General features: G+C 70.1%; 19 protein-coding genes. 16 read left to right on the forward strand and 3 right to left on the reverse strand.

The features are described from left to right. Nucleotides 1-152: 152 nt before the first annotated feature. The 3 genes from PZB75_RS27575 (at nucleotide 153) to PZB75_RS27585 (ending at nucleotide 1787) form a co-directional block, all read left to right on the forward strand. A complete protein-coding gene (locus PZB75_RS27575) occupies nucleotides 153-1013 on the forward strand; it encodes a helix-turn-helix transcriptional regulator (protein WP_275537996.1) in 861 nt (286 codons plus the stop codon). Beyond that, nucleotides 1013-1255, forward strand: coding sequence for a DUF397 domain-containing protein (locus PZB75_RS27580; RefSeq protein WP_275537997.1), 243 nt, complete (start codon nucleotides 1013-1015; stop codon nucleotides 1253-1255). Before PZB75_RS27575 ends, PZB75_RS27580 begins: the two co-directional genes overlap by 1 nt. Nucleotides 1256-1316: 61 nt before the next feature. Then, entirely contained in the window at nucleotides 1317-1787 is a 471-nt protein-coding gene (locus tag PZB75_RS27585) for a YchJ family metal-binding protein (RefSeq protein WP_275537998.1), read from the forward strand. Between the two features lie 174 nt (nucleotides 1788-1961). Here PZB75_RS27585 and PZB75_RS27590 read toward each other — a convergent pair whose 3' ends face one another. The 3 genes from PZB75_RS27590 to PZB75_RS27600 all read right to left on the reverse strand — a co-directional run bounded on the left by PZB75_RS27590 (nucleotide 1962) and on the right by PZB75_RS27600 (nucleotide 5970). Further along, nucleotides 1962-4043, reverse strand: a complete 2082-nt coding sequence (locus PZB75_RS27590; protein WP_275537999.1) for an MDR family MFS transporter — start codon at nucleotides 4041-4043, stop codon at nucleotides 1962-1964. A 218-nt stretch (nucleotides 4044-4261) separates the two neighbouring features. Then, a complete protein-coding gene (locus tag PZB75_RS27595) occupies nucleotides 4262-4525 on the reverse strand; it encodes a hypothetical protein (RefSeq protein ID WP_275538000.1) in 264 nt (87 codons plus the stop codon). A 230-nt stretch (nucleotides 4526-4755) separates the two neighbouring features. Next, complete coding sequence (locus PZB75_RS27600; protein ID WP_275538001.1) at nucleotides 4756-5970, reverse strand: helix-turn-helix domain-containing protein; 1215 nt, start codon at nucleotides 5968-5970, stop codon at nucleotides 4756-4758. A gap of 681 nt (nucleotides 5971-6651) precedes the next feature. On the opposite strand from PZB75_RS27600, the gene PZB75_RS27605 reads away from it, so the two are divergent. The 13 genes from PZB75_RS27605 to PZB75_RS27665 all read left to right on the forward strand — a co-directional run bounded on the left by PZB75_RS27605 (nucleotide 6652) and on the right by PZB75_RS27665 (nucleotide 20580). Continuing rightward, nucleotides 6652-7305 carry a hypothetical protein gene (locus PZB75_RS27605; protein ID WP_275538002.1) on the forward strand — a complete coding sequence of 218 codons (654 nt, stop codon included), beginning with the start codon at nucleotides 6652-6654 and terminating at the stop codon, nucleotides 7303-7305. A 119-nt stretch (nucleotides 7306-7424) separates the two neighbouring features. After that, on the forward strand, nucleotides 7425-8981 hold the full coding sequence (locus PZB75_RS27610) for a DUF6801 domain-containing protein (RefSeq protein WP_275538003.1): 1557 nt from the start codon (nucleotides 7425-7427) through the stop codon (nucleotides 8979-8981). Nucleotides 8982-9140: 159 nt separating this feature from the next. After that, nucleotides 9141-10100 carry a hypothetical protein gene (locus PZB75_RS27615; RefSeq protein WP_275538004.1) on the forward strand — a complete coding sequence of 320 codons (960 nt, stop codon included), beginning with the start codon at nucleotides 9141-9143 and terminating at the stop codon, nucleotides 10098-10100. 343 nt (nucleotides 10101-10443) lie between these two features. Then, nucleotides 10444-11424, forward strand: a complete 981-nt coding sequence (locus PZB75_RS27620; protein ID WP_275538005.1) for an ATP-binding cassette domain-containing protein — start codon at nucleotides 10444-10446, stop codon at nucleotides 11422-11424. Then, a complete protein-coding gene (locus PZB75_RS27625) occupies nucleotides 11421-12323 on the forward strand; it encodes an ABC transporter permease (RefSeq protein ID WP_275538006.1) in 903 nt (300 codons plus the stop codon). Before PZB75_RS27620 ends, PZB75_RS27625 begins: the two co-directional genes overlap by 4 nt. Before the next feature lie 3 nt (nucleotides 12324-12326). Further along, the gene (locus PZB75_RS27630) at nucleotides 12327-13130 is read left to right on the forward strand and encodes an ABC transporter permease (protein ID WP_275538007.1); all 804 of its coding nucleotides are present in this window, start codon (nucleotides 12327-12329) and stop codon (nucleotides 13128-13130) included. Then, nucleotides 13127-14428, forward strand: coding sequence for an MCE family protein (locus PZB75_RS27635; protein ID WP_275538008.1), 1302 nt, complete (start codon nucleotides 13127-13129; stop codon nucleotides 14426-14428). The genes PZB75_RS27630 and PZB75_RS27635 overlap by 4 nt, the downstream gene beginning before the upstream one ends. Next, nucleotides 14425-15456 (forward strand): MCE family protein, encoded by a 1032-nt coding sequence (locus tag PZB75_RS27640; protein WP_275538009.1) that lies wholly within the window; start codon nucleotides 14425-14427, stop codon nucleotides 15454-15456. The genes PZB75_RS27635 and PZB75_RS27640 overlap by 4 nt, the downstream gene beginning before the upstream one ends. Next, the gene (locus PZB75_RS27645) at nucleotides 15453-16472 is read left to right on the forward strand and encodes an MCE family protein (protein WP_275538010.1); all 1020 of its coding nucleotides are present in this window, start codon (nucleotides 15453-15455) and stop codon (nucleotides 16470-16472) included. The genes PZB75_RS27640 and PZB75_RS27645 overlap by 4 nt, the downstream gene beginning before the upstream one ends. Before the next feature lies 1 nt (nucleotide 16473). Beyond that, nucleotides 16474-17658: an MCE family protein gene (locus PZB75_RS27650; RefSeq protein WP_275538011.1), complete on the forward strand. Its 1185-nt coding sequence runs from the start codon at nucleotides 16474-16476 to the stop codon at nucleotides 17656-17658. Then, entirely contained in the window at nucleotides 17655-18812 is a 1158-nt protein-coding gene (locus PZB75_RS27655) for an MCE family protein (protein WP_275538012.1), read from the forward strand. The genes PZB75_RS27650 and PZB75_RS27655 overlap by 4 nt, the downstream gene beginning before the upstream one ends. Further along, a complete protein-coding gene (locus PZB75_RS27660) occupies nucleotides 18809-20065 on the forward strand; it encodes an MlaD family protein (protein WP_275538013.1) in 1257 nt (418 codons plus the stop codon). Before PZB75_RS27655 ends, PZB75_RS27660 begins: the two co-directional genes overlap by 4 nt. Next, nucleotides 20062-20580: a hypothetical protein gene (locus tag PZB75_RS27665; RefSeq protein WP_275538014.1), complete on the forward strand. Its 519-nt coding sequence runs from the start codon at nucleotides 20062-20064 to the stop codon at nucleotides 20578-20580. Before PZB75_RS27660 ends, PZB75_RS27665 begins: the two co-directional genes overlap by 4 nt. The last annotated feature ends 173 nt before the right edge of the window (nucleotides 20581-20753 follow it).

A 20753-nucleotide genomic window follows, 5' to 3' on the forward strand; every position in this document is an offset into this window, starting at 1 on the left:
AGGGCGGTACGACTACGTGAACTGGTTCACTCACCAACTCTCCCCCTGTCGCGAACACTTGGCAAGGGGCACTCTGAAAAATTCAGAGTGGCTGTGTCCTTGACGTCACCCGCATGGCACACTGCTCGGAACAGCGCATGGGGAGGTCTGAAGTGAGCGAACCGCGGTCCGCCCCGACCGTGGGTCAGGTCGTGCTCGGCAAACGCCTGCAGGACCTGCGGGAGCGTGTCGGCCTGAGCCGTGACCAGGCCGCCAAGGTGCTGCGTGTCGCCCCCGCGACGATACGCAGGATGGAGACCGCCGAGGTCGCTCTCAAGATCCCCTACGTGCAGTTGCTCCTGAAAGCGTACGGAATCGGCGAGGAGGAGACCGACGCCTTCGTCGAACTCGCCGAAGAGGCCAACAAGCCCGGCTGGTGGCAGCGGTTCCACGACGTCCTGCCTGACTGGTTCAGCATGTACGTCAGCCTGGAGGGCGCGGCGAGCCTGCTGCGCATGTACGAACCGCACTTCGTCCCCGGACTGCTCCAGACCGAGGACTACGCACGCTCCGTGATGCGTACCGGCGCCGTCGGACAGACCCGCCCCGAGGACATCGAGCGTCATGTCGCGCTGCGCATGCGGCGGCAGTCGTTACTGACCGGGCCGGACGCCCCGAGGCTGTGGGTGGTGATGGACGAGACGGTGCTGCGCCGCCCCGTCGGCAGCGTCGACGCCATGCGGGAACAGGTCGACCGGCTGCTCGAAGCCACCGAGATGCCGCATGTGACACTGCAGATCGCGGAATTCGCGACGGGCCACCATCCCGGTACGTACGGCCCGTTCGTCCTCTTCCGGTTCGCGGTCCCCGAACTGCCCGACATGGTCTACAGCGAGTACCTGACCGGCGCCGTCTACTTCGACGCGCGCCCCGAGGTGGCCTCCTACCTCGAAGTCATGGACCGCATGGCGGCGCAGGCCGCGACTGCACAACGCACGAAGGAAATCCTCCTGGACTTCCGCAAGGAGCTGTGATGAACCACATATACAACGGCATGCCGGCCGCCGACCTCGGCTCCGAGGGCTGGTACAAGCCGTGGAGCGGCGGCAACGGGGGCAATTGCGTCGAGGCCATGAAGCTGGCCGACGGCAGGGTCGCTGTACGCCAGTCCGCGGACCCGGACGGCCCCGCGCTCATCTACTCCTACGGGGAGATCGCCGCGTTCATCCAGGGGGCCAAGGCCGGCGAGGCCGATTTCCTGCTGGCCGCCACCTGACCCGCCCGGTGGCCGTCCGGCCCCGGCGGGCCGGGCGGCCACCACCGGTCACAATGGACGCATGTCCCGACGCACCCCACGCCCCGGGCGGACGCCCGTGGCCCGCCCCCGGAACACCCGCACCGCCCGGCACACCACCGGTATCACGGCGGCCTCGCCCTGCCCGTGCGGTCTGCCCGCCGCCTACGGCGCCTGCTGCGGACGCCTGCACGCCCAGGAGGCCGCCGCCCCGACCTGCGAGGCGCTGATGCGCTCGCGGTACGCGGCGTTCGTCGCCGAGGACGCGGCGTACCTGCTGCGCACCTGGCACCCCGGCACCCGCCCGCCGGTCATCGACTTCGACCCCGGGACGCGCTGGGTGCGCCTGGACATCCTGGACACGACGGAGGGCAGCGCCTTCCACACCACGGGTACGGTCACCTTCCGCGCCCACTACACGGACGGCGGCCGGCCCGGCTCGCTGCACGAGCAGAGCCGCTTCGTCCGTCACCAGGGCGCATGGGTGTACTCGGAGGCGGTTCCCGCAGGCTGAGCCGCCCACCCGGCCCGCCGGAAAACCGGAGGTGAAGGGCCCGGCGCCGACCGTACGATCCGCACATGACCGAGAACACGGCGCGGCGGGACAGCCCTGAGGTCCCCGCGCGCGGCCGGGCGCCGGAGCCAGGGGGTGGTGAGGCGACCGGCCCGGTCTCCGGCGGCCCGGTCGTCAGGCCGTGACGCCGACCCGGGTCGAACCGCGCGCGGGGGACAGCTCCGTGGCCAGGTCCTCCGCCAGCAGCCGCTTCGCGATCATGTCCACGGCGGCCCGGAGCCGCCGGTCGTCCGGCCGGTGCCCGCTCTCGCCCAGCCGCTCGTCGAGCCATCGGGCCCAGGCACCGGTGATGGCCGCCGCTTCCCGGCCACCGGCCGTCGTATGCGTGAAGATGCGCCCGTCGCCGGTCAGATAGCCTTCGTCGACCATCCGGGCGAAGACCGGCACGAGCACTTCGGGCGGGACGCGGTGCCGGGCCGCGATCAGCCCGAGACTGCCGTGGCCGACCATCCTGGTGAACAGCTCCACCTGCATCACCGCCCACGCCCCCGCCACGTCGAGGCGGGTGTCCGACGTGGCGACGATCCGCCGCGCGGTGTCCGGGCCCGCGTCGCGCAGGATCTTCGCCACGGTGAATTCGAGGAGCTTCACCGAGTCCCCGGAGCCGGGCTGGGCGAAGCCCTCGCCCATGTCGGTCGAGCCGGCCCGCGCCGAGTCCCGCAGTGTCACCTGCTTGAGGAAGAGCGAGACGACGAACCCGATCAGTGCCACCGGCACCGTCCACAGGAAGACCGTGTGCAGGGTGTCGGCGTAGGCCTGGGCCAGGGGCGCCGACTGCGCGGCGGGCAGGCCGTGCAGTCCCTCCGGGCTCCGCGCGGCCTTCGCCAGGACCGCCGGATCGCCGCCCGCCCCGGCCGCCGCCCTGATCCCGTCGGTGAGGTGCGGCGTCAGCGCGTTCGCGTAGATGGTGCCGAAGACCGCCGTCCCGAAGGCGCTGCCGAGAGTACGGAAGAACGTCACGCCCGAGGTGGCGGTGCCCAGGTCCGAGTACTCCACGGTGTTCTGCACGGCGATCGTCAGCACCTGCATGGAGAGGCCGATGCCGACCCCGAGCACCAGCATGTACAGCGACTCCAGCCACACCCCGCTCTGCGGCCCCATCCGGGACAGCAGGAACAGGCCGAACGCCATGACCAGTGAGCCCACGATGGGGAAGATCCGGTACTTTCCGGTCTTGCTGACCACATTGCCGCTGAAGATCGAGGCGACGAGCAGCCCGGCGACCATCGGCAGGGTGCGCACCCCGGAGAGCGTCGCGGAGTCCCCGTCCACGTACTGGAGATAGGTCGGCAGGAAGATCATCGCGCCGAGCATCGCGAAGCCCACGATGAAGCTCAGGATCGAGCAGACCGTGAACACCGGATTCCCGAAGAGCCGCATCGGCAGCATCGGCTCCCTCGCCCGGAACTCCACCCGGCAGAAGAACACCAGCGCGATGATCCCGCAGGCGAACAGGCCGATGATGACGGCCGACCCCCATGCGTACTGGTTGCCGCCCCAGCTCGTCGCCAGGATCAGGGCGCTGGCCCCCACCGTGACCAGAGCGATGCCCAGGTAGTCGATGACCGGCCGGCCGGCGGCCTTGACGGAGGGGATCGTCCGGGCGGCGGCGATGACGACCACGATCGCGATCGGCACATTCACGTAGAACGCCCACCGCCAGGTCAGATGGTCGGTGAACAGCCCGCCCAGCAGGGGGCCGATCACCGTGGAGACCCCGAAGACCGCGCCGATCGCCCCCTGGTACTTGCCGCGTTCGCGCAGCGGGATCACATCGGCGATCAGTGCCATCGAGGTGACCATGAGTCCGCCGGCACCGATGCCCTGGAGTCCCCGCCAGACGATCAGCAGCAGCATGTCGGTCGCGAGGCCGCACAGGAACGAGCCGGTGATGAAGACGATCGCGGAGATCTGGAAGACGACCTTCCGCCCGAACAGATCACCGAACTTGCCCACCAGGACCGTCGCCACGGTCTCGGCGAGCAGATAGGCGGTGACCACCCATGACATGTGGGAGGCGCCCCCGAGGTCCGAGACGATCGTGGGCAGTGCCGTTCCGACGATCGTCTGGTCGAGCGCGGCCAGCAGGATGCCGAGCACGATCGTCGCGAAGACGATGTTGCGGCGGCGTGGATCGAGGACGGGCGGCGCGGCGGCACTCTGCGCGGCGGGGGCGGTCTCGCTGGCAGTGGTCACCTCTGCACCCTCACACCGGCCCGGGCCCGCCGCATGCGGGGCAAGGCCGGACGGGGGTCAGGGGGACCGCACCGCCGGGCGGTGGCACGGCCGGGCCCGCCGCGGGGGAGTGGTGGAGCGGTGCCGTGGCGTCGGCGCGCCCGCCGTGCCCCGGTGGTCGTGGTCGTCGCGGTGGTCGCTGAGCGGGTGCGGGTGCGGGGCGGGTGGCGCCGCCCCGCTCACCAGGAGCTGCCCGGCCGCACGGCCAGCCCGGGATGATGCGCGCCGAGCACCTTGTTGGCGCGGGCCAGCTCGGACAGCGCCTGTTCCCGGTCGGCCTGGTCCTCGACACCGAGGCGTGGGCCCCGGAACCTGCGGATCTCACGGGCGGCGCACTCGGCGTCTACCTCGGCCTGGAGGACGTGCGGCGGGACGCAGGAACCGATCAGCGCGGCGACCCGGTCCGGGATCGGTACGGGGACGAGCAGGTGCGAGGCGGTCATGGGGGGTTCCCTCTCGGATGGTTGGCCAGGAGGTGGCGCTCCGGCCGCCGGGTGGGCGGCCGACTCCTTCATGTGTACGGGACGCGGTTCAAGGTTTCTTGTCGAGAACGTCTCCGTGTGGCAACCGTTTGGGAATGACCGGCTATTTCCCCTTACTCACAGGTAAGTTGACCCGGGACCGAGCGGCGGGCTCACGTCCGACCGAGGCGAACCGGCCGGGACGCGCGGAGTCAGAGCGGTGCGCCGTTGCCCCTGGCGCGCAGCCGCAGCGCTCTGAGCACGGCTTCTGTCGAGAACCTGGCCTCGGGCTCGACGAGTTGGCTGCCGAAGATGGACTCCAGACTGCGCATCCGGTAGCGGACGGTCTGCGGATGGACGTCCAGGAGCTCGCCCATATGGGCCGCGGTGCCGCGCGTATCGAGCCAGATGCGCAGGGTTTCGACCAGCCGTTCGCGCCGGGTGGCGCTGAGTCCGGCCACCGGAGCCAGCTCGCGTCGGGCGAGTTGGTCGAGCAGTACCGGATCGGCGAGGAGCCAGAGGGTGATGAGGTGATCGTCGCAGTGGATGACCGGCGCGTCGTCGATGACGCCCGCGTCGACGAACTCCAGGACCCGGCGGGCCCAGCGCAGGGAGTCCGCGGCGTGCGCGGTGGGCACGGTGGCCCCGACGGCGGCCCGGTTGCCGAGCAGCGCGTGGCCGAGCATGGTCCGTCGCGCGTCGTCCAGGTCGCCGGGGACGAGCAGATGTGGCTGGGGATCGCTGAGATCGACGAGTACGTCCCGGTCGGTGTCGGACCGGTCGAGGGACACCGGGGGGCGCACGGCGATCAGCGTGACCCGTTCGGGCAGCACCCAGCCGGTCTGCTCGCACAGTTCGGCGATGGCGGTGCGGGCCATGGGGCGTCCGGCGAGGATCAGATGGAGCAGCCGGCGGCGCATCGACTCGCTCTGCTCGCCCGACTGGGTATGTACCTCCAGGTAGCCCTCGCGGGAGAGCGATTCCAGTTCGTCGATGTAGGTGAACAGGGCGTCGGCGAAGCTCAGCATCAGCGTCGGCGAGAAGTTGTAGGTGCGGCCGACCTTCTTCGCCCGGCGCAGCGCGATCCGGGCACCGAGCCGATAGGCGCCCTGAAGGGTGTCCATGCTCCGTCCCTCGTACGCCTCGAAGCGCCCGAATCGGCGGCACATGTCGTCGCGGACCGTTGTCGACGAGGACGGTTCCGCGACGAGATCGACGAAGGAGGCGAGGCTCTGCTCCACACCGACCCGGACGGCCTGGCCGTTCGGGCCGTTCAGTAACCTCGCGTATTCCGGGTAGGCCCGGGTGACCTCGATACCGATTTCCTTGATGAGGCTGGGCAGTTCGGGCCGCATGATGGTGGCGAATTCCTGGGGAAGCGGTCCCAGCGGTTCTCCGGTGTCCAGTGGCTCTATCAGTCTCGGCATGGCTGACCCCTTAGCTCTCCGGCACCCGGTGGGGGAAGGGGCGTGGGGGTAGCGCTCCCACGTGCCGACAGGTGCGCATCAAGTTCGCGATGAAGATAGACCAACTCCTCGGCGTTGCACACCGCTTGAGCAAGATCGAAGTGCGGGAGGCATGCACCCGGGGAGCGTCGGAAGGCTTCCGCGCAGGTGGGCGCGAGTGCTCACTTCCGGACAATGTTTTTCGGCCGCGTGCTCCGGCGTCGACAAAGAAGCTACCGGCGGTAATGACGGCGTGACGTCGTCCGGACCGTGCCCCCCGTCCGGGCGGAGACGTCCCCCGCGGTCCGTGCGAAGCCTCCCCTCCGGGGATTCGGTCGCGCGATGTGTGATGCGCGGCGGGCCGCACCGAGCGCCGTCCGGACAGGTATCGGAACTACTCACTTTCGTACAAGAATTGGTGACGATCTGCTGAGTTCCCGCTAAGGCGGAATGTGTTTATGGAAGGGGTGGAGGATTTTCGCCACCGGGTATTGCTGCTCAGGGCTACCGGCTCGTAACGTTCGATTCGTACGGAGTTCGATCACGCAGTCGAGTCCATGACTTCTGCGTTCACCGCAATGTGGGCCGCCCCCGTGGCACCTGTATTTCCGTGTGCGCCACGGGGTGATCCGGTACGTCCGACTCCCCCCGGAGGTAAGTTCCGTGAGAAGCATCGTCAGGCGGACTCTGTTCGCCGCCACTTGTCTCACCGCCGCGTTCGGCTTCGCCGCCACGACCGCGTCGGCCACCGCCCTCGCCGGCTGGACCCTCACCAATCCCAGTGCCGGTGGAACGTTCAGCGCCGGCCTCAAGACCGGCACCTCCGCCGTGCTCAAGGACCTGACGACCAGCCAGCAGGTGACCTGCGGCGTCGGCGCCGCCTCGGGCACCGCGGTCGGCGGTACGTACAGCACCGGCAACGGGATCGCGAGCATCACCGGCGCCACCTGGGGCAGTGCGGCCAGCCCCTGCCCGGGTCCGCTCAGCAGCACCTTCAAGGCGACGCTGACCTCCGGCACCGCCATCAAGCTCAACGCCGTCAGCTACAGCGCAGGCGTCACCTCCGGCACGCTGTCGAACGTCAGCGTCGACCTCACGGGCTCCACACTGCTCGGGACCTGCACCGCGAGGATCACCGGCACCGCGAGCAACGCCACCTACAACAACGCGACCGGTGAGCTGGCCATCAGCAACGGAACCGGGCTGAAGATCACGAACGTGGTCAACTGCACCGGCCTGATGAACAACAACGACAACGCGTCGTTCACCGCCACCTACAAGCTGGCCGCGCCGCTGATCAGCATCACCTCGCCGTAACGGCCGCGTTCGGCACCCCTTGGTGTGCGTTCCCCTCTTGCGCACACCACAGGGGGGCCTCCCAGCTGCTGAATACCAGTCAGTTCCGATCCGACGGCGGGTTGTCGAGAATGAGATCGATGAGAGGGCGGCCGAGGCGGGCCGCGCAGCTCGGTGCCGTCGGCACGATGGCCCTGCTGGCCGGACTCGTACCCAGTGCGGGCGCGGAGGCCGACAGCCAACTGGTCGACACCGAGGTCTCCTACTCCTGCGTCTTCCCCTCGGGCACCCATCAGGTCACGGTCGGCCTGTCGGCCCGGCTGCCGAGGTCGGTGGCGATCGATACTCCGATCGGGGCCGAGGACGTGCGGCTGACCTTCGGGCTGCCGCGCTCCGCACTCGGTGGGCCGCCCGGTACGGAGTCCTCCGCCGTGTCCGGGGCCGTCCGGCTCACGACGGCCGTGACGCAGGGCGGTCACTCGACCGATGTCGAGTGGGAGGGGCTGGAGGTGGCGGAACGCACCGCCGCCACGGGCCCGGATGCGGCCACCGACGCCGGCCCCGGCGAGGGCCCCGGTACGCGGGACACGGTTCCCTTGTCGGCCACCGGTGAGGTGCCGACCCTGACCCCGCGGTCGAGCGGCGACGTCGTCCTCGCCGCCGGACCGCTGAGCCTGGCGTTGGTGGTGCGGACTCCGGACAGCGCCGGGGAGGGTGCCCGGACGATCACGGCCTCCTGCGCCGTACACCCCGACGGGGACACCGGGTTCGCGACGGTCGGGGTGGGCGCTCCTGGCCCGGGAGCCCCGTCCGCCCCGACCCCGCCCCCGGGGACGGAGGACGGGAAGGCGCCGGCGCCGGACAGCGGGGACGTGCCCGCGGGGAAGGACCCGGCGGACGGCGCCGGCGAACCCTCCGCGTCGGCGTTCGCCGCCGAGGAACCGGAACACGAGGGCTGTTCACTGCTGATGGGGGTCGACGTGCCGCCCAAAGCGGGGCACGGATACCTCGCCGGTTTCGCCAACGCCGGAAAACTCGACAGCGCCATCGCCTTCACGGAGCCCGCGCACCTACGGGTGAACATGGCGAAGAAGGTGAAGATATGGACGTGCGAGAACGGCACGAAGGTCATGAACGAGCTGCTGTCCGACGCCACCTTCGACTACCACGGGAAAGCGCAGCTGCCGCCGACCACGGCCACTTTCATCACTTTCGGATTCATGCCCACGAAAGCCACCGTGGAAATGTCGCTCGAAGGGCCGATCGAAATCTCCACCTGGGCCGACGCGCTTCCGGACGAGGTGACGGGAAGATTCCCGGAGACGAGCACGGCCGTCGGCAGGATGCGGGTCCGGCTCTCCGACGTCGAGGTGAACGGAGAACCCCTCGACGTGGGCCCGAACTGCCGAAGCGAACGCCCCATGTCGCTCGTGCTCACCGGAAAGGGAACCTCGCTGGGCGGAACTCCCGGCGAGGGCTACACCGTGCAGGACGGCGGCCCCCTCACCGGCAGCCCGTACCTGCCGCCTTTCCAGGGGTGCGGAACGGGCGAGGACCTGGACAGCCTCTTCACCGCGGCCGTTTCCGGCAAGGGGAACTACACCAAGATGACCCAGGCGCCGCTGTGCGTGAACGAGGAAGGCAGCCCGAACCAGGCGTACTGCCCGGACCCGCCCCGACCCGTCCCGCAACGCTGAGACCACCTTCGAGCGCAGACCGTCCCCCGGCGCAGAGCACTCCCGAGCGCCGGACCATCCCCGGCGCAGAGCATTCCCGAGCACAGACCGTTCCCCATCGCTGAGGCCCGCACCCGCGGACTCCCACCCCCCCAGTGATCCCGAAAGGCTGGACACCCCATGAGCCCTGCCCTGAGACGGACCCGACCCGCCCTGCTCGGCGCACTCGCCGCCGTGACCGTGATCATCCCGATCGGCACGTCCCCGGCGGGCGCCGCGGGCGGCCCGACGATGAAGGGGAACTGGGCACCCTTCTCACGCTGCCCCGTGGACGCGCCCGCGATGCTGGCGGCCGACGGCGAGAACACCATCGCGATCTGTGTGGCCTCGCACTCCGACAGCGGCTCCATCAAGCTGGGCAACACCACGGCCACCACCGCGGCCAACGACCTCCAGTTCGGCGTCGTACGCGACACGGCGACAGGGGAGTCGACCGTCGTTCCGCCCGCGGGCGGGGCGCTGGTCGGCGCACCCACCGAGATCCCGGGGGGCCTGCTCGGACTGATGTGCCCCAGCGGCATCCCGGTGGTCTCCGGCATCTGCGCTCAGCTCACCGACAACACCCTGAACCGGGTCGTCGCCACCGTCGAATCCGTCGCGACCCCCCGCGACTTCGACCTCGTGGCCGGGATGAGCGCGGGCCGGACGATCGTCCGCATCCCGGTCCGCATCCATCTGGAGAATCCCTTCCTCGGCGGCAAGTGCTACATCGGCACCAGCGGCTCCCCCGTCGTGCTCGGCCCGCAGAACGTGACCGGACCCGCGATCGGCAGCGGCCTCTACGCCGCCGACGGCGCCACCGATGACACCGGCCCGCTGAACCGGATCTCGCTGACCGGCAATGCCCAGGGTGACAGCGCGTACTCCGTCCCCGGGGCCACCGGCTGCGGCCCGCTCGGTCTCGGCGCCCTGAACTGGGCGGTCAACCTCAAGACCGGTCTGCCGTCCGCCGCGGGCAGGAACAGCCTCGTACTGAACGACACCGCCACCTACACGGCCGGACTCGCCTCCCCGGACGCGGCCGCACCGAACGCGGGCCGGAAGCTGGCCGAGTACTGGCACCTCGGTGTGAACAGGTAGCCGCACGGCGCACGCCGGCACGGACCGGGCCACGACGGCGTGCGCCGACCGCCCAGTCATTCGCGCGCGACCGTCCCGTCCCGTCACCCGTCATCCGTCGCCCGCGCCCACCGCACCGCTTGCGCAGTTCTCGCCAAAGTCGGCGCACGGCTTTGTCGTCGGATGACAAATACTCGCCGTACGGCCCCGGTCCGTCGATTTCCGCTGTTCAACGCCTTGTCCTCACGGTTTCTCCAGACCTAATGTGCGCCTTCCGATCGTGTATGAGGAGCCGCCATCGGATTTCTCGGAGCCGCAACGTCCGTCAGACGACTTCGTTCACCGCAACTTCGAAGGAGGGCCGATGGGAATCGAAGTGGTCGTGGAGGGCCTCACGAAGTCCTTCGGCAGGCAGAACATCTGGCAGGACGTCTCCCTGACGCTCCCGGCCGGTGAGGTGAGTGTGATGCTCGGTCCGTCCGGCACCGGAAAGACCGTCTTCCTGAAATCCCTCATCGGCCTGCTGAAGCCGGAACGGGGCCGGGTGCTCATCAACGGTGTGGACATGGTCAACAGCCCCGAACGGGACATATACGAAACCCGTAAGCTCTTCGGGCTCATGTTCCAGGACGGCGCCCTCTTCGGCTCGATGTCCCTCTTCGACAACATCGCCTTCCCGCTGCGCGAGCACACCCGCAAGAAGGAATCCGAGATCCGTGAAATCGTCATGGAACGCATCGAAGTCGTCGGTCTCGCCGGCGCCGAGGAGAAACTGCCGGGCGAGATATCGGGAGGAATGCGCAAGCGGGCCGGACTCGCCCGCGCCCTCGTCCTGGACCCGCAGATCATCCTCTGCGACGAGCCGGACTCCGGACTCGACCCGGTCCGCACCGCCTATCTCTCCCAGCTTCTGATCGACCTGAACGCGCAGATCGACGCGACGATGCTGATCGTCACCCACAACCTCGACATCGCGGCGACCGTCCCCGACAACATGGGGATGCTGTTCCGCCGCAACCTCGTCACCTTCGGCCCTCGCGAAGTGCTGCTGACCAGTGACGAGCCCGTCGTCTCCCAGTTCCTCGCCGGACGCCGGGAGGGCCCCATCGGCATGTCGGAGGAGAAGGACGCGGCCACGCTCGCCGCCGAACAACGCGGCGGCGGCCACGATTTCGGCCCCCGGACCGTCGTACCGCAGCTGGAACCCTCACCCGGCATGCCCGTCCGGCAGGCCGTACTGCGCCGCCGTGAGCGCGTCGGCGCGATGCTGGAGCAGCTGCCCGAGGCCGCCCGAACCGCCATCATGCGGAGCTACGCCCCGACGGTCGGCGGTGCGCGCCCGTGACGGCCGAGCCGCTGCCCCGGCCCCCCGGCCCACCGGCCGCCGAGAGCTCGCCGCCGCGCGCCGATCCTTCGCCGCCGCGCGCCGAGACCGCGCCGCAGGCGGGCGCGGAGGTACCGACGGACAGGCCCCCCACGCGGCTGCTCGCTCCGCTCAGGGAGACCGGGAAGCTCTTCGCCCTCGCCGCGACCGTCAGCCGGGCGGTCTTCCGACGCCCGTTCCAGGTGCGGGAGTTCATCGAGCAGTTCTGGTTCGTCGCGAGCGTGACCATCCTGCCCGCCGCGCTCGTCTCCATCCCGTTCGGCGCGGTCATCGCCCTCCAGGTCGGCTCGCTCACCCAGCAGCTCGGCGCCCAGTCCTTCACCGGCGGCGCCAGCGTCCTCGCCGTCATCCAGCAGGCGAGTCCGCTCATCGTGGCGCTGCTGATCTCCGGCGCGGGCGGCTCGGCGATCTGCGCGGACCTCGGCTCCCGAAAGATCCGCGAGGAACTGGACGCGATGGAGGTCATGGGCATCTCCCCGGTCCAGCGTCTGGTCGTCCCGCGTGTCCTGGCCACCATGTTCGTCGCCGTCCTGCTCAACGGCCTGGTCTCGGTGGTGGGCACCCTCGGCGGCTACTTCTTCAACGTGATCATGCAGGGCGGGACCCCCGGCGCCTACCTCGCCGGCTTCTCCGCCCTGGCCCAGCTGCCCGATCTCTACATCAGCGAGTTCAAGGCGCTGATCTTCGGCTTCATCGCGGGCATCGTCGCCGCCCATCGCGGCCTCAATCCGCGCGGCGGTCCGAAAGGGGTCGGTGACGCGGTCAACCAGGCCGTCGTCATCACCTTCATGCTGCTGTTCTTCGTGAACATGATCCTCACGGCGGTCTATCTCCAGATCGTCCCCGCGAAGGGGAGCTGACCGATGTCGGTACTCAGCCGGCTGGACCGGCCGGGCGACCATCTCGCCTTCTACGTACGCGCGTTGATCTGGGTTCCCCGCACCCTGCATCGGTACGGGCGGGAGGTGCGGCGGCTGCTGGCGGAGGTCGCGTTCGGCAGCGGCGGCCTCGGGGTCATCGGCGGCACGATCGGTGTGATGATCGCGATGACCCTGTTCACCGGCACGGTCGTCGGACTCCAGGGGTACGCGGCCCTCGACCAGATCGGCACCGCCGCCTTCACCGGTTTCGTCTCCGCCTACTTCAACACCCGCGAGATCGCACCGCTTGTCGCCGGGCTCGCCCTCTCCGCGACCGTCGGCGCGGGCTTCACCGCCCAGCTCGGCGCCATGCGCATCAACGAGGAGGTGGACGCCCTCGAAGCGATGGGTGTGCGGTCCATGCCGTACCTCGTCAGCACCCGGATCATCGCCGGTGTCGTCGCGATCATCCCGCTCTACGCGATCGGGCTGCTCTCCTCGTACCTCGCGTCCCGCTGGGTGACAGTCCTCTTCAACGGCCAGTCCCCGGGCACGTACGACCACTACTTCGATCTCTTCCTCTCACCGGACGACGTACTGCTGTCCGTGCTCAAGGTGCTGATCTTCAGCGTGATGGTGATCCTCGCGCACTGCTACTACGGCTTCCACGCCCAGGGCGGCCCCGCCGGGGTCGGTATCGCCGTCGGCCGGTCCGTGCGCAACGCGATCGTGCTGATCAGCGTCACCGACTTCTTCCTCTCCCTCGCCATCTGGGGTGCCACGACGACGGTGAAGGTGGCCGGATGACGAACGCGCGGACGGTACGCCGCAGGCTCGCCGGGCTCTGCTTCCTGCTGGTGCCCGTCGTACTGATCGGGGTGTCGGTCTCGGTGTACCGGAAGGACTTCAGCGACGACGCCTTCGTGACCGTCCGCACCGGGACGGTCGGCAACGAGATGCACGACAACGCCGATGTGAAACTTCGCGGAGTCGTCATCGGGCGGGTCAGCGACATCACGGCCGACGGGGAGGGCGCACGCCTCACCCTCGCCATCGATCCCGGCCGGCTCGGCGACGTACCCGCCGATGTGACCGCGCAGATGCTGCCCACCACCCTCTTCGGGGAACGCTTCGTGGCGCTGGTGCCGCCCGAGGCGCCGTCCCCCCGGTCCCTGCGGGCCGGGGCCGTCATCCCGCAGGACCGCTCCAGCAACGCCCTCGAACTGGAACAGGTCCTCGACAACGTCCTGCCGCTGCTGACCGCCGTGCGGCCCGAGAAGCTGTCCGCCACCCTCACCGCCGTCTCCCGGGCACTGGAAGGACGCGGTGACGCACTCGGCGACACCCTCGTCACGCTCGACGCCCATCTGAAGAAGCTCAACCCCCAACTGCCCACGCTCAACGCGGACATCAAACACCTCGTCGAGGTGAGCAAGGTCTACGCGGATGCGGCACCCGACGTCCTGGACGCGCTCACCGACCTCACCACCACCAGCGGCACCATCGCCGACCAACAGGCCGAACTCGCCGGGCTGTACGGGACGACGACCGCGTCCGCGCGGGATCTGACCACCTTCCTGCGGAAGAACAAGGACAACCTGATCCGGCTCTCGGTCACCGGACGCCCCACGCTGGAGACCCTGGCGAAGTACTCCGCCGAATTCCCCTGCACCCTGCGCACGATCGCCGGATTCGTCCCCGCCATGGACAAGGCCCTCGGCAAGGGCACCGACCGGCCGGGACTCCACGTCACGCTGACGTCCGTGCCGTCCCTCGGGAAGTACGTCCCGGGCAAGGACGCCCCGGCCTACCGGGCGACCGGCGGACCGCACTGCTACTCCGTGCCCTACGTCGGCGGCGCGGCGCCCACGGCGGACACCCGCGCCACCCTGGCGACGGGAACACCGGAGAGCGCCGACACCACCACACCCCTCCGGCCGACGGACAGCGAGGCGTCCCTCGGAATGCCCAACTCCCCGGCGGAGAGCCGGCTCGTCAACGAACTGGTCGCGCCCTCGCTGAAGGTCCGGCCGCAGACCCTCCCCGACTGGAGCAGCGTGCTCATAGGTCCGGCCTTCCGCGGTGCGGAGGTGAAGCTCGGGTGAACCGGCGCGGCATCGCGGGACCCCTCGCGAAATCGATCGTCTTCGTCCTGGTGACGGCCCTCGCCACCACCGTTCTCGCCCTGTCCATCGCCGACTCCGGCGTCGGCGGCGGACACACGTACAAGGCCAGGTTCACCGACGTGACCGGTCTGGTCGTCGGCGACAGCGTCCGGATCGCGGGCGTCAAGGTCGGACAGGTCGAGTCGATCGAGATCGCCGACCGGCGGCTGGCCGAGGTCGGCTTCACCCTGCGGCGGGGCCGCGAGCTGCCCGCCTCGGTGACCGCCTCCGTCAAGTACCTCAACATGGTCGGCCAGCGGTACATCGATCTCGGCCGGGGCGCGGGTCCGGTCGGCCGCGACCTCCGCGCGGGATCGACCATCCCGCTCTCCCGGACCACCCCCGCGCTCGACCTCACCCAGCTCTTCAACGGCTTCCAGCCGCTCTTCGAAGGGCTCTCCCCGCCGGAGGTCAACCAGCTCGCGGGCTCCATCGTCCAGGTGCTCCAGGGCGAGGGCGGCACCGTCGACAGCATCCTCCGGCACGTCGGCTCGCTGGCCGGCACGGTCGCGGCCAAGGACGAGGTGATCGGAGAGGTGATCAAGAACCTCAACACGGTCCTGAAGACCGTCAACGACCGTGAGGCCGGATTCGACGACCTCGTGGTCACCCTGCGCGAACTCGTCAGCGGCTTCGCGGGCGACCGCGAACCCCTCGGCGAAGCGGTCACGGCGATGGGCACACTGACCACCGTCACCGCCGACCTCCTCCAGGACGGCCGGAAACCGCTCAAGGACGACATTCGTCAACTCGGCCGTCTGTCAGGCCGGTTGGCCGACAACTCACCGAAGATCGAGAACTTCCTGGCGAAGACCCCGGCGAAGATGGCCGCCATCACCCGCCTCACCTCGTACGGTTCCTGGCTCAACCTCTACCTCTGCGAGGCCCGGGTCGGCGGCGTCACGACCAGTGACGGCAGCGAACCGCCCACCGGTATCGCGATCACCGATTCGAGGTGTGCGGCATGAGGATCAGACCCGTGCGCGAACGCAGTCCGGTCGCCGTCGGCATCGTCGGCCTCCTCGTGCTGACCCTCGTCGGCCTCGCCGCCTACCGCGCCGACTCACTGCCCTTCATCGGCGGCGGCACCACCTACAGCGCGGACTTCACCGAATCCGCCGGGCTCGCCGACGGCGACGAGGTACGCATCGCCGGGGTCAAGGTCGGCAAGGTCACCGGAGTCTCCCTCGACGGCGCCAAGGTGAAGGTCACCTTCCGGGTGAAGGACGCCTGGATCGGCGACTCCAGCACCATCGGCATCGCCATCAAGACGCTCCTCGGCGAGAAGTACCTCGCCGTCGACCCGCTCGGTACCGGCCCCCAGGACCCCGGCACCCGCATCGCGGTGAGTCGCACCACCTCCCCGTACGACGTCACCCAGGCGTTCAACGGACTCGGCGAGACCATCGGGGACATCGACACGGCGCGGCTCGCCGAGAGCTTCGAGACGATCTCCGCCACCTTCAAGGACTCCGCACCCGACGTCCGCAGCGCCGCGAACGGGCTCTCCGCCCTGTCGAGAACGGTCTCCGAACGCGACGCCCAGCTCGCCACCCTCCTCAAGGGCGGCAAACAGCTGACCAGGACCCTCGCCGACAAGAAGAGCAGCTTCGAGACCCTGCTCCGGGACGGCAATCTGCTGCTCGGCGAGATCCAGGCCCGCCGCGACTCCATCCACCTGCTGCTCACGGGCACCCGCGACCTCGGCACCCGGCTCACCGGGCTCGTCGCCGACAACGAGAAGCAGCTGAAGCCGACCCTGACCGCGCTCGGCCGGGTCACCGCCGTACTGCTGAAGAACCGCGACAGCCTCGACAAGGTGCTCTCCCTCGCCGGTTCGTACAACCGGCTCGTCGGCAACACCCTGGGCAACGGCCGCTGGCTCGACACCTACGTCTGCGGGGTCGTCCCCAGGAACTACCTCCCCGCCGGGACCCCGCCGGCGACCGGATGCATGCCTCCGAAGCAGCAGGGCGGCCGATGACATGAGACGTCAACGCATCGTCGGCATCGCGGCGGGACTCGCCCTGGTGGGCGTCGCCGCCACCACGGGGGTGACGGCCCTGGACGAGTCCGGAACCACCACCGTGACCGCCTGCTTCGACCAGGCCACCGGCATCTACCCCGGATCGGACCTGCGGGTCCTCGGTGTGAAGGTCGGGACCGTCGAATCGGTCAGGCCGCACGGCGAAGAGGTCAGGGTGACCCTCCGGGTCGACAAGGGCGTCAAGGTGCCCGCCAAGGCGCACGCGGTGGTCGTGGCCCCCAGCCTCGTCGCCGACCGGTACGTCCAGCTGGCGCCCGCCTACGACGGCGGACCCGCCCTCGCGGACGACGCCGTACTGCCCGCCGCCCGCAACGCCACCCCCGTGGAGATCGACCAGCTGTACGAGTCCATCACGGAACTCTCCACCGCCCTCGGACCGGACGGCGCGAACGCGGACGGCGCCCTCGCCCGGTTCCTCGACACCGGGGCCAAGACCCTCGACGGCAACGGCAAGGCCATCGGCGACACCGTCGAGCAGCTCGGCAAGGCCACCAGGACCCTCGACAGGAGCAGCGGGGACCTCTTCGACACCCTCACCCAGCTCCAGACCTTCACCACCATGCTCAAGGACAACGACGGCGACGTGCGCGCCGCCGAACAACAGCTCAACTCGGTGACCGGCTTCCTCGCGGACGACAGGAAGAACCTCGGCGCGGCGCTCAAGGAACTCGGCACCGCGCTCGGCCGGGTCAAGACGTTCATCCACGACAACCGCGGTGTGCTCAAGGAGAACGTGGACGCCCTGGTGCCGCTCACCCGGACGCTCGTCGACCAGCGGGCCTCGCTCGCCGAATCCCTCGACACCCTGCCGCTCACCGCGGGCAACGTCCTGAACGCGTACGACCCGGTCCGCCGCACCCTCAACGGCCGCGCGGACCTCAACGAACTCAGCATGGGCGGACCGCTCACCGAACCCGAGGCCGCCGGACTCGCGGGGCTCGCCCCGGTCTCCGAGGAACGACGCGGGGCCCTGCCCGCCCTGCCGCTGCCCGCGATCGGCACGGTGTACGGGACCCCGGCGAAGGCAAGTTCGGAGAAGGCCGGTCCGGCGAAGGCTGGTCCGGCCGAGGAGCCGGCCCGCCCGCCCGCGCGGACACCGGACCGTAAGGGGGGCCACCGATGATCCGTGCCGTCCGCGGCCCACGCGCCCGCGCCACCACCGGGATCGGCGTCCTCGTCGCCCTCGGCGCCGCACTCGCCCTGGTCGCCACCAGCTGCGACGTCCCTGCATTCACCGGCATCGAGCAACTGCCCCTGCCCGGCGGCGCCGACCTCGGCGACCATCCGTACGAGGTCACCGCCGACTTCGGCGACGTGCTCAGCCTCACCCCGCAGTCGTCGGTGAAGGTCAACGACGTCGCCGTGGGCCGTGTCACCAGGATCACCCTCGATCCGGACGACTGGAGCGCCAGGGTCACGATGCGCGTCAACGGCAAGGTCCGGCTGCCCGCCAACGCCTACGCCCACCTGGAGCAGTCCAGCCTCCTCGGCGAGAAGTACGTACAGCTGTCGCCGCCCCCGTCCGGCGCCGCCACCGGCACACTCGCCGACGGCGCGGCCATCCCGCTCAGCCGCACCAACCGCAACCCCGAGGTCGAAGAGGTCTTCGGCGCGCTGTCGATGCTGCTCAACGGCGGCGGTGTCAACCAGCTCAAGACCATCACCGGCGAACTCGACAAGGCGATGACCGGGCGTGAACCACAACTACGGTCGATGCTCGGCCGCGTCGACACCCTCGTCACCGAACTCGACGCGCACCGGAAGGACATCACCGACGCCCTCGACGGCGTCAACCGGCTCTCCGCCACCCTCGCCACCCGCGAACAGGACGTGGGCAAGATCCTCACCGACCTCAGCCCCGGCCTCAAGGTCCTGGAGGAACAACGCGGTTCGCTCCTGACCATGCTGCGCTCGCTGGACACGCTCTCCACCGTCGCCGTCGACACGATCGACAGGAGCAAGGCGGACCTGATCGCCGACCTCAAGGCCATCGCCCCCAGCCTCAAGGCGCTCGCCGACTCCGGCAACGACCTCCCCGACTCCCTCCAGGTGCTCGCCACCTACCCCTTCACGGACGAGGTGCTGCGCGGGGTCAAGGGCGACTACCTCAACGTGTATCTGGACGTGACGGCCGTGCCCGGCACCCGGATCGTCCCGGCCCTCACCCCCGGCGCCGGACCTGCCGCCACGAAGGGCGCGGACGGGGCGTCCGGCTCCGCGCTGCCACTGCCGCTCCCCTCGATCACATCCCCGGCCACGGAGGGGGCCCACCGATGATCACTCCCGCCGTCCGGCTGAAGAACGTCGCCTTCCTGATCGTCGCCGTCCTGGTGCTCGGCCATCTGGGCGTCAGGTACGCCGGCCTCGGCCCCTACGTAGGACTCCGCGACTACTACACGGTGAAGGTCCGACTGACCAGTACGGGCGGGCTGTTCACCCACTCCGACGTCACCTACCGGGGTGTGTCCGTCGGCCGGGTCGGCCCCATCGAACTCACCGGGGACGGCGTCGAGGCGCAGCTGCGGATCGACCGGTCGGCGCCGCCCGTCCCGGACAGCCTGCGGGCGGTCGTCGCCAGCCTCTCCGCGGTCGGCGAGCAGTACATCGATCTGCGCCCGACCCGCTCGGGCGGCCCGTTCCTGGAGGACGGCTCGGTCATCGACCAGGCCGACACCACCGTCCCGGCGCCCGTGACCACCGTCCTCACCAGCGTCAACGATCTGGCGCGCTCGGTCGACCTGGAGTCGCTGCGGACCGTCGTCGACGAGTTCGGCGCCGCCTTCGAGGGACACGGAGACGATCTCCAGGCGCTGCTGGACACCGGTGGCGACTTCGTGAGGGCCGCCGACGAGGCGTTGCCCGCCACCACCAGGCTGCTGGCCGACGGCGAGACCGTGCTGCGTACCCAGGCCGAACAGGGCGCGGCGCTGAAGGGCTTCGCGTCCGGGGCCAAGGAGCTCGCCGCCCAGTTGAAGAGCTCCGACACCGATCTGCGGAAGCTGATCGCCGCCGCGCCCGACGCCGCCGGGCAGATCAGCGGACTGCTGCGCGACCTCGACCCGGGCCTCGGGGTCGTCGTCGCCAACCTTCTCACCACATCGGAGGTCGCCGTCACCCGCCAACGCGGCATCGAGGAACTCCTGGTGAAACTGCCCGCGGTCGCCGCGGCGGGTGCGACCGCCGTCGACCAGGACGGGGCCAGATTCGGTATGTCGCTCACCTTCTTCGAACCACTGCCGTGCACCGCCGGGTACGGCGCCACGGCCTACCGCAACGGCCTCGACACCTCGACCGGACCCGCCGTCAACACCAAGGCCCGCTGCACCGCGCCGCCCGGAACCGGCGTCAATGTGCGCGGCAGCGCCAACGCCCCCAAGGGCGGCCCGGTGCCCCGGCCCGCCCGGCCCGGCTCGACGCTTGCGGGGTCCGGCTCCGGAACGGGTCTCCCCGGAGTGCTCGGGGCCGAGGCGGAGGCCGGGCCCGCCGCGAGCGGCATGGCGGGTCTGCTCGGACTGGGAGGCGGCGAGTGAACGCCCGCACGGCGAACGCCGTCGGCTGGGCGGCGGTCCTGGCCGCGCTGCTGTTCTGCGCCTTCGGCGGCTGGTCGTACGCCGAGGCGCGCGGCGACGACACCCTTTCGTACGCGAAGAGCCGCGACGCCGCGCTGGCGGACGGCAGACAGCGGGTCGCCCGGCTGAACAGCCTCGACGGCAAGGACGCCGGCAGTGTCGACGAGGGGCTGGCGGACTGGCTGGACGCGTCCACCGGACCGCTGCGGGACCAGCTGGAGCGTACCCGTGCCACGGATGCCGAGGAGCTGACGAAGTCCGGCGCCACGGCGCGCGGCACGGTCACCCAAGCGGCGCTCACGGCGCTCGACGAGCGGGCCGGTACGGCGGAACTGATCGCGACCGTCGAGGTCGAGGTCATCCCCCGCACCGGCCGGGCGGGTACCGAACGCAAACGTTTCGAGGCCACGCTCGCCCGCACCGGGGACGGCTGGAAGGTCAGGACGCTGACGGCGATCCCGGTGGGTGGCGCGTGAAGCGCCGGGGAGAGGGGGCGACGACGGTGGGCATCCGCACGGACATCGGCGGTGACACCGCCGAGCCGACTGAGGTGGTCGGGACGGGTGGGGTAGCCGGGACGGACGAGGTGGTCGGGACCGGTGGGGTAGCCGGGACGGACGAGGTGGTCGGGACGGGTGGGGTGGCCGGG

The sequence above is a fragment of the Streptomyces sp. AM 4-1-1 genome, from assembly GCF_029167625.1.
Classification (GTDB): domain Bacteria; phylum Actinomycetota; class Actinomycetes; order Streptomycetales; family Streptomycetaceae; genus Streptomyces.

Excerpts from the sequence above, each read along its gene's own strand:
- PZB75_RS27580 (WP_275537997.1), top strand. The coding sequence starts at position 1,013 with ATGAACCACATATACAACGGCATGCCGGCCGCCGACCTCGGCTCCGAG.
- PZB75_RS27585 (WP_275537998.1), top strand. The coding sequence starts at position 1,317 with ATGTCCCGACGCACCCCACGCCCCGGGCGGACGCCCGTGGCCCGCCCC.
- PZB75_RS27595 (WP_275538000.1), bottom strand. The coding sequence starts at position 4,525 with ATGACCGCCTCGCACCTGCTCGTCCCCGTACCGATCCCGGACCGGGTC.
- PZB75_RS27600 (WP_275538001.1), bottom strand. The coding sequence starts at position 5,970 with ATGCCGAGACTGATAGAGCCACTGGACACCGGAGAACCGCTGGGACCG.
- PZB75_RS27610 (WP_275538003.1), top strand. The coding sequence starts at position 7,425 with ATGAGAGGGCGGCCGAGGCGGGCCGCGCAGCTCGGTGCCGTCGGCACG.
- PZB75_RS27615 (WP_275538004.1), top strand. The coding sequence starts at position 9,141 with ATGAGCCCTGCCCTGAGACGGACCCGACCCGCCCTGCTCGGCGCACTC.
- PZB75_RS27620 (WP_275538005.1), top strand. The coding sequence starts at position 10,444 with ATGGGAATCGAAGTGGTCGTGGAGGGCCTCACGAAGTCCTTCGGCAGG.
- PZB75_RS27630 (WP_275538007.1), top strand. The coding sequence starts at position 12,327 with ATGTCGGTACTCAGCCGGCTGGACCGGCCGGGCGACCATCTCGCCTTC.
- PZB75_RS27635 (WP_275538008.1), top strand. The coding sequence starts at position 13,127 with ATGACGAACGCGCGGACGGTACGCCGCAGGCTCGCCGGGCTCTGCTTC.
- PZB75_RS27645 (WP_275538010.1), top strand. The coding sequence starts at position 15,453 with ATGAGGATCAGACCCGTGCGCGAACGCAGTCCGGTCGCCGTCGGCATC.
- PZB75_RS27650 (WP_275538011.1), top strand. The coding sequence starts at position 16,474 with ATGAGACGTCAACGCATCGTCGGCATCGCGGCGGGACTCGCCCTGGTG.
- PZB75_RS27655 (WP_275538012.1), top strand. The coding sequence starts at position 17,655 with ATGATCCGTGCCGTCCGCGGCCCACGCGCCCGCGCCACCACCGGGATC.
- PZB75_RS27660 (WP_275538013.1), top strand. The coding sequence starts at position 18,809 with ATGATCACTCCCGCCGTCCGGCTGAAGAACGTCGCCTTCCTGATCGTC.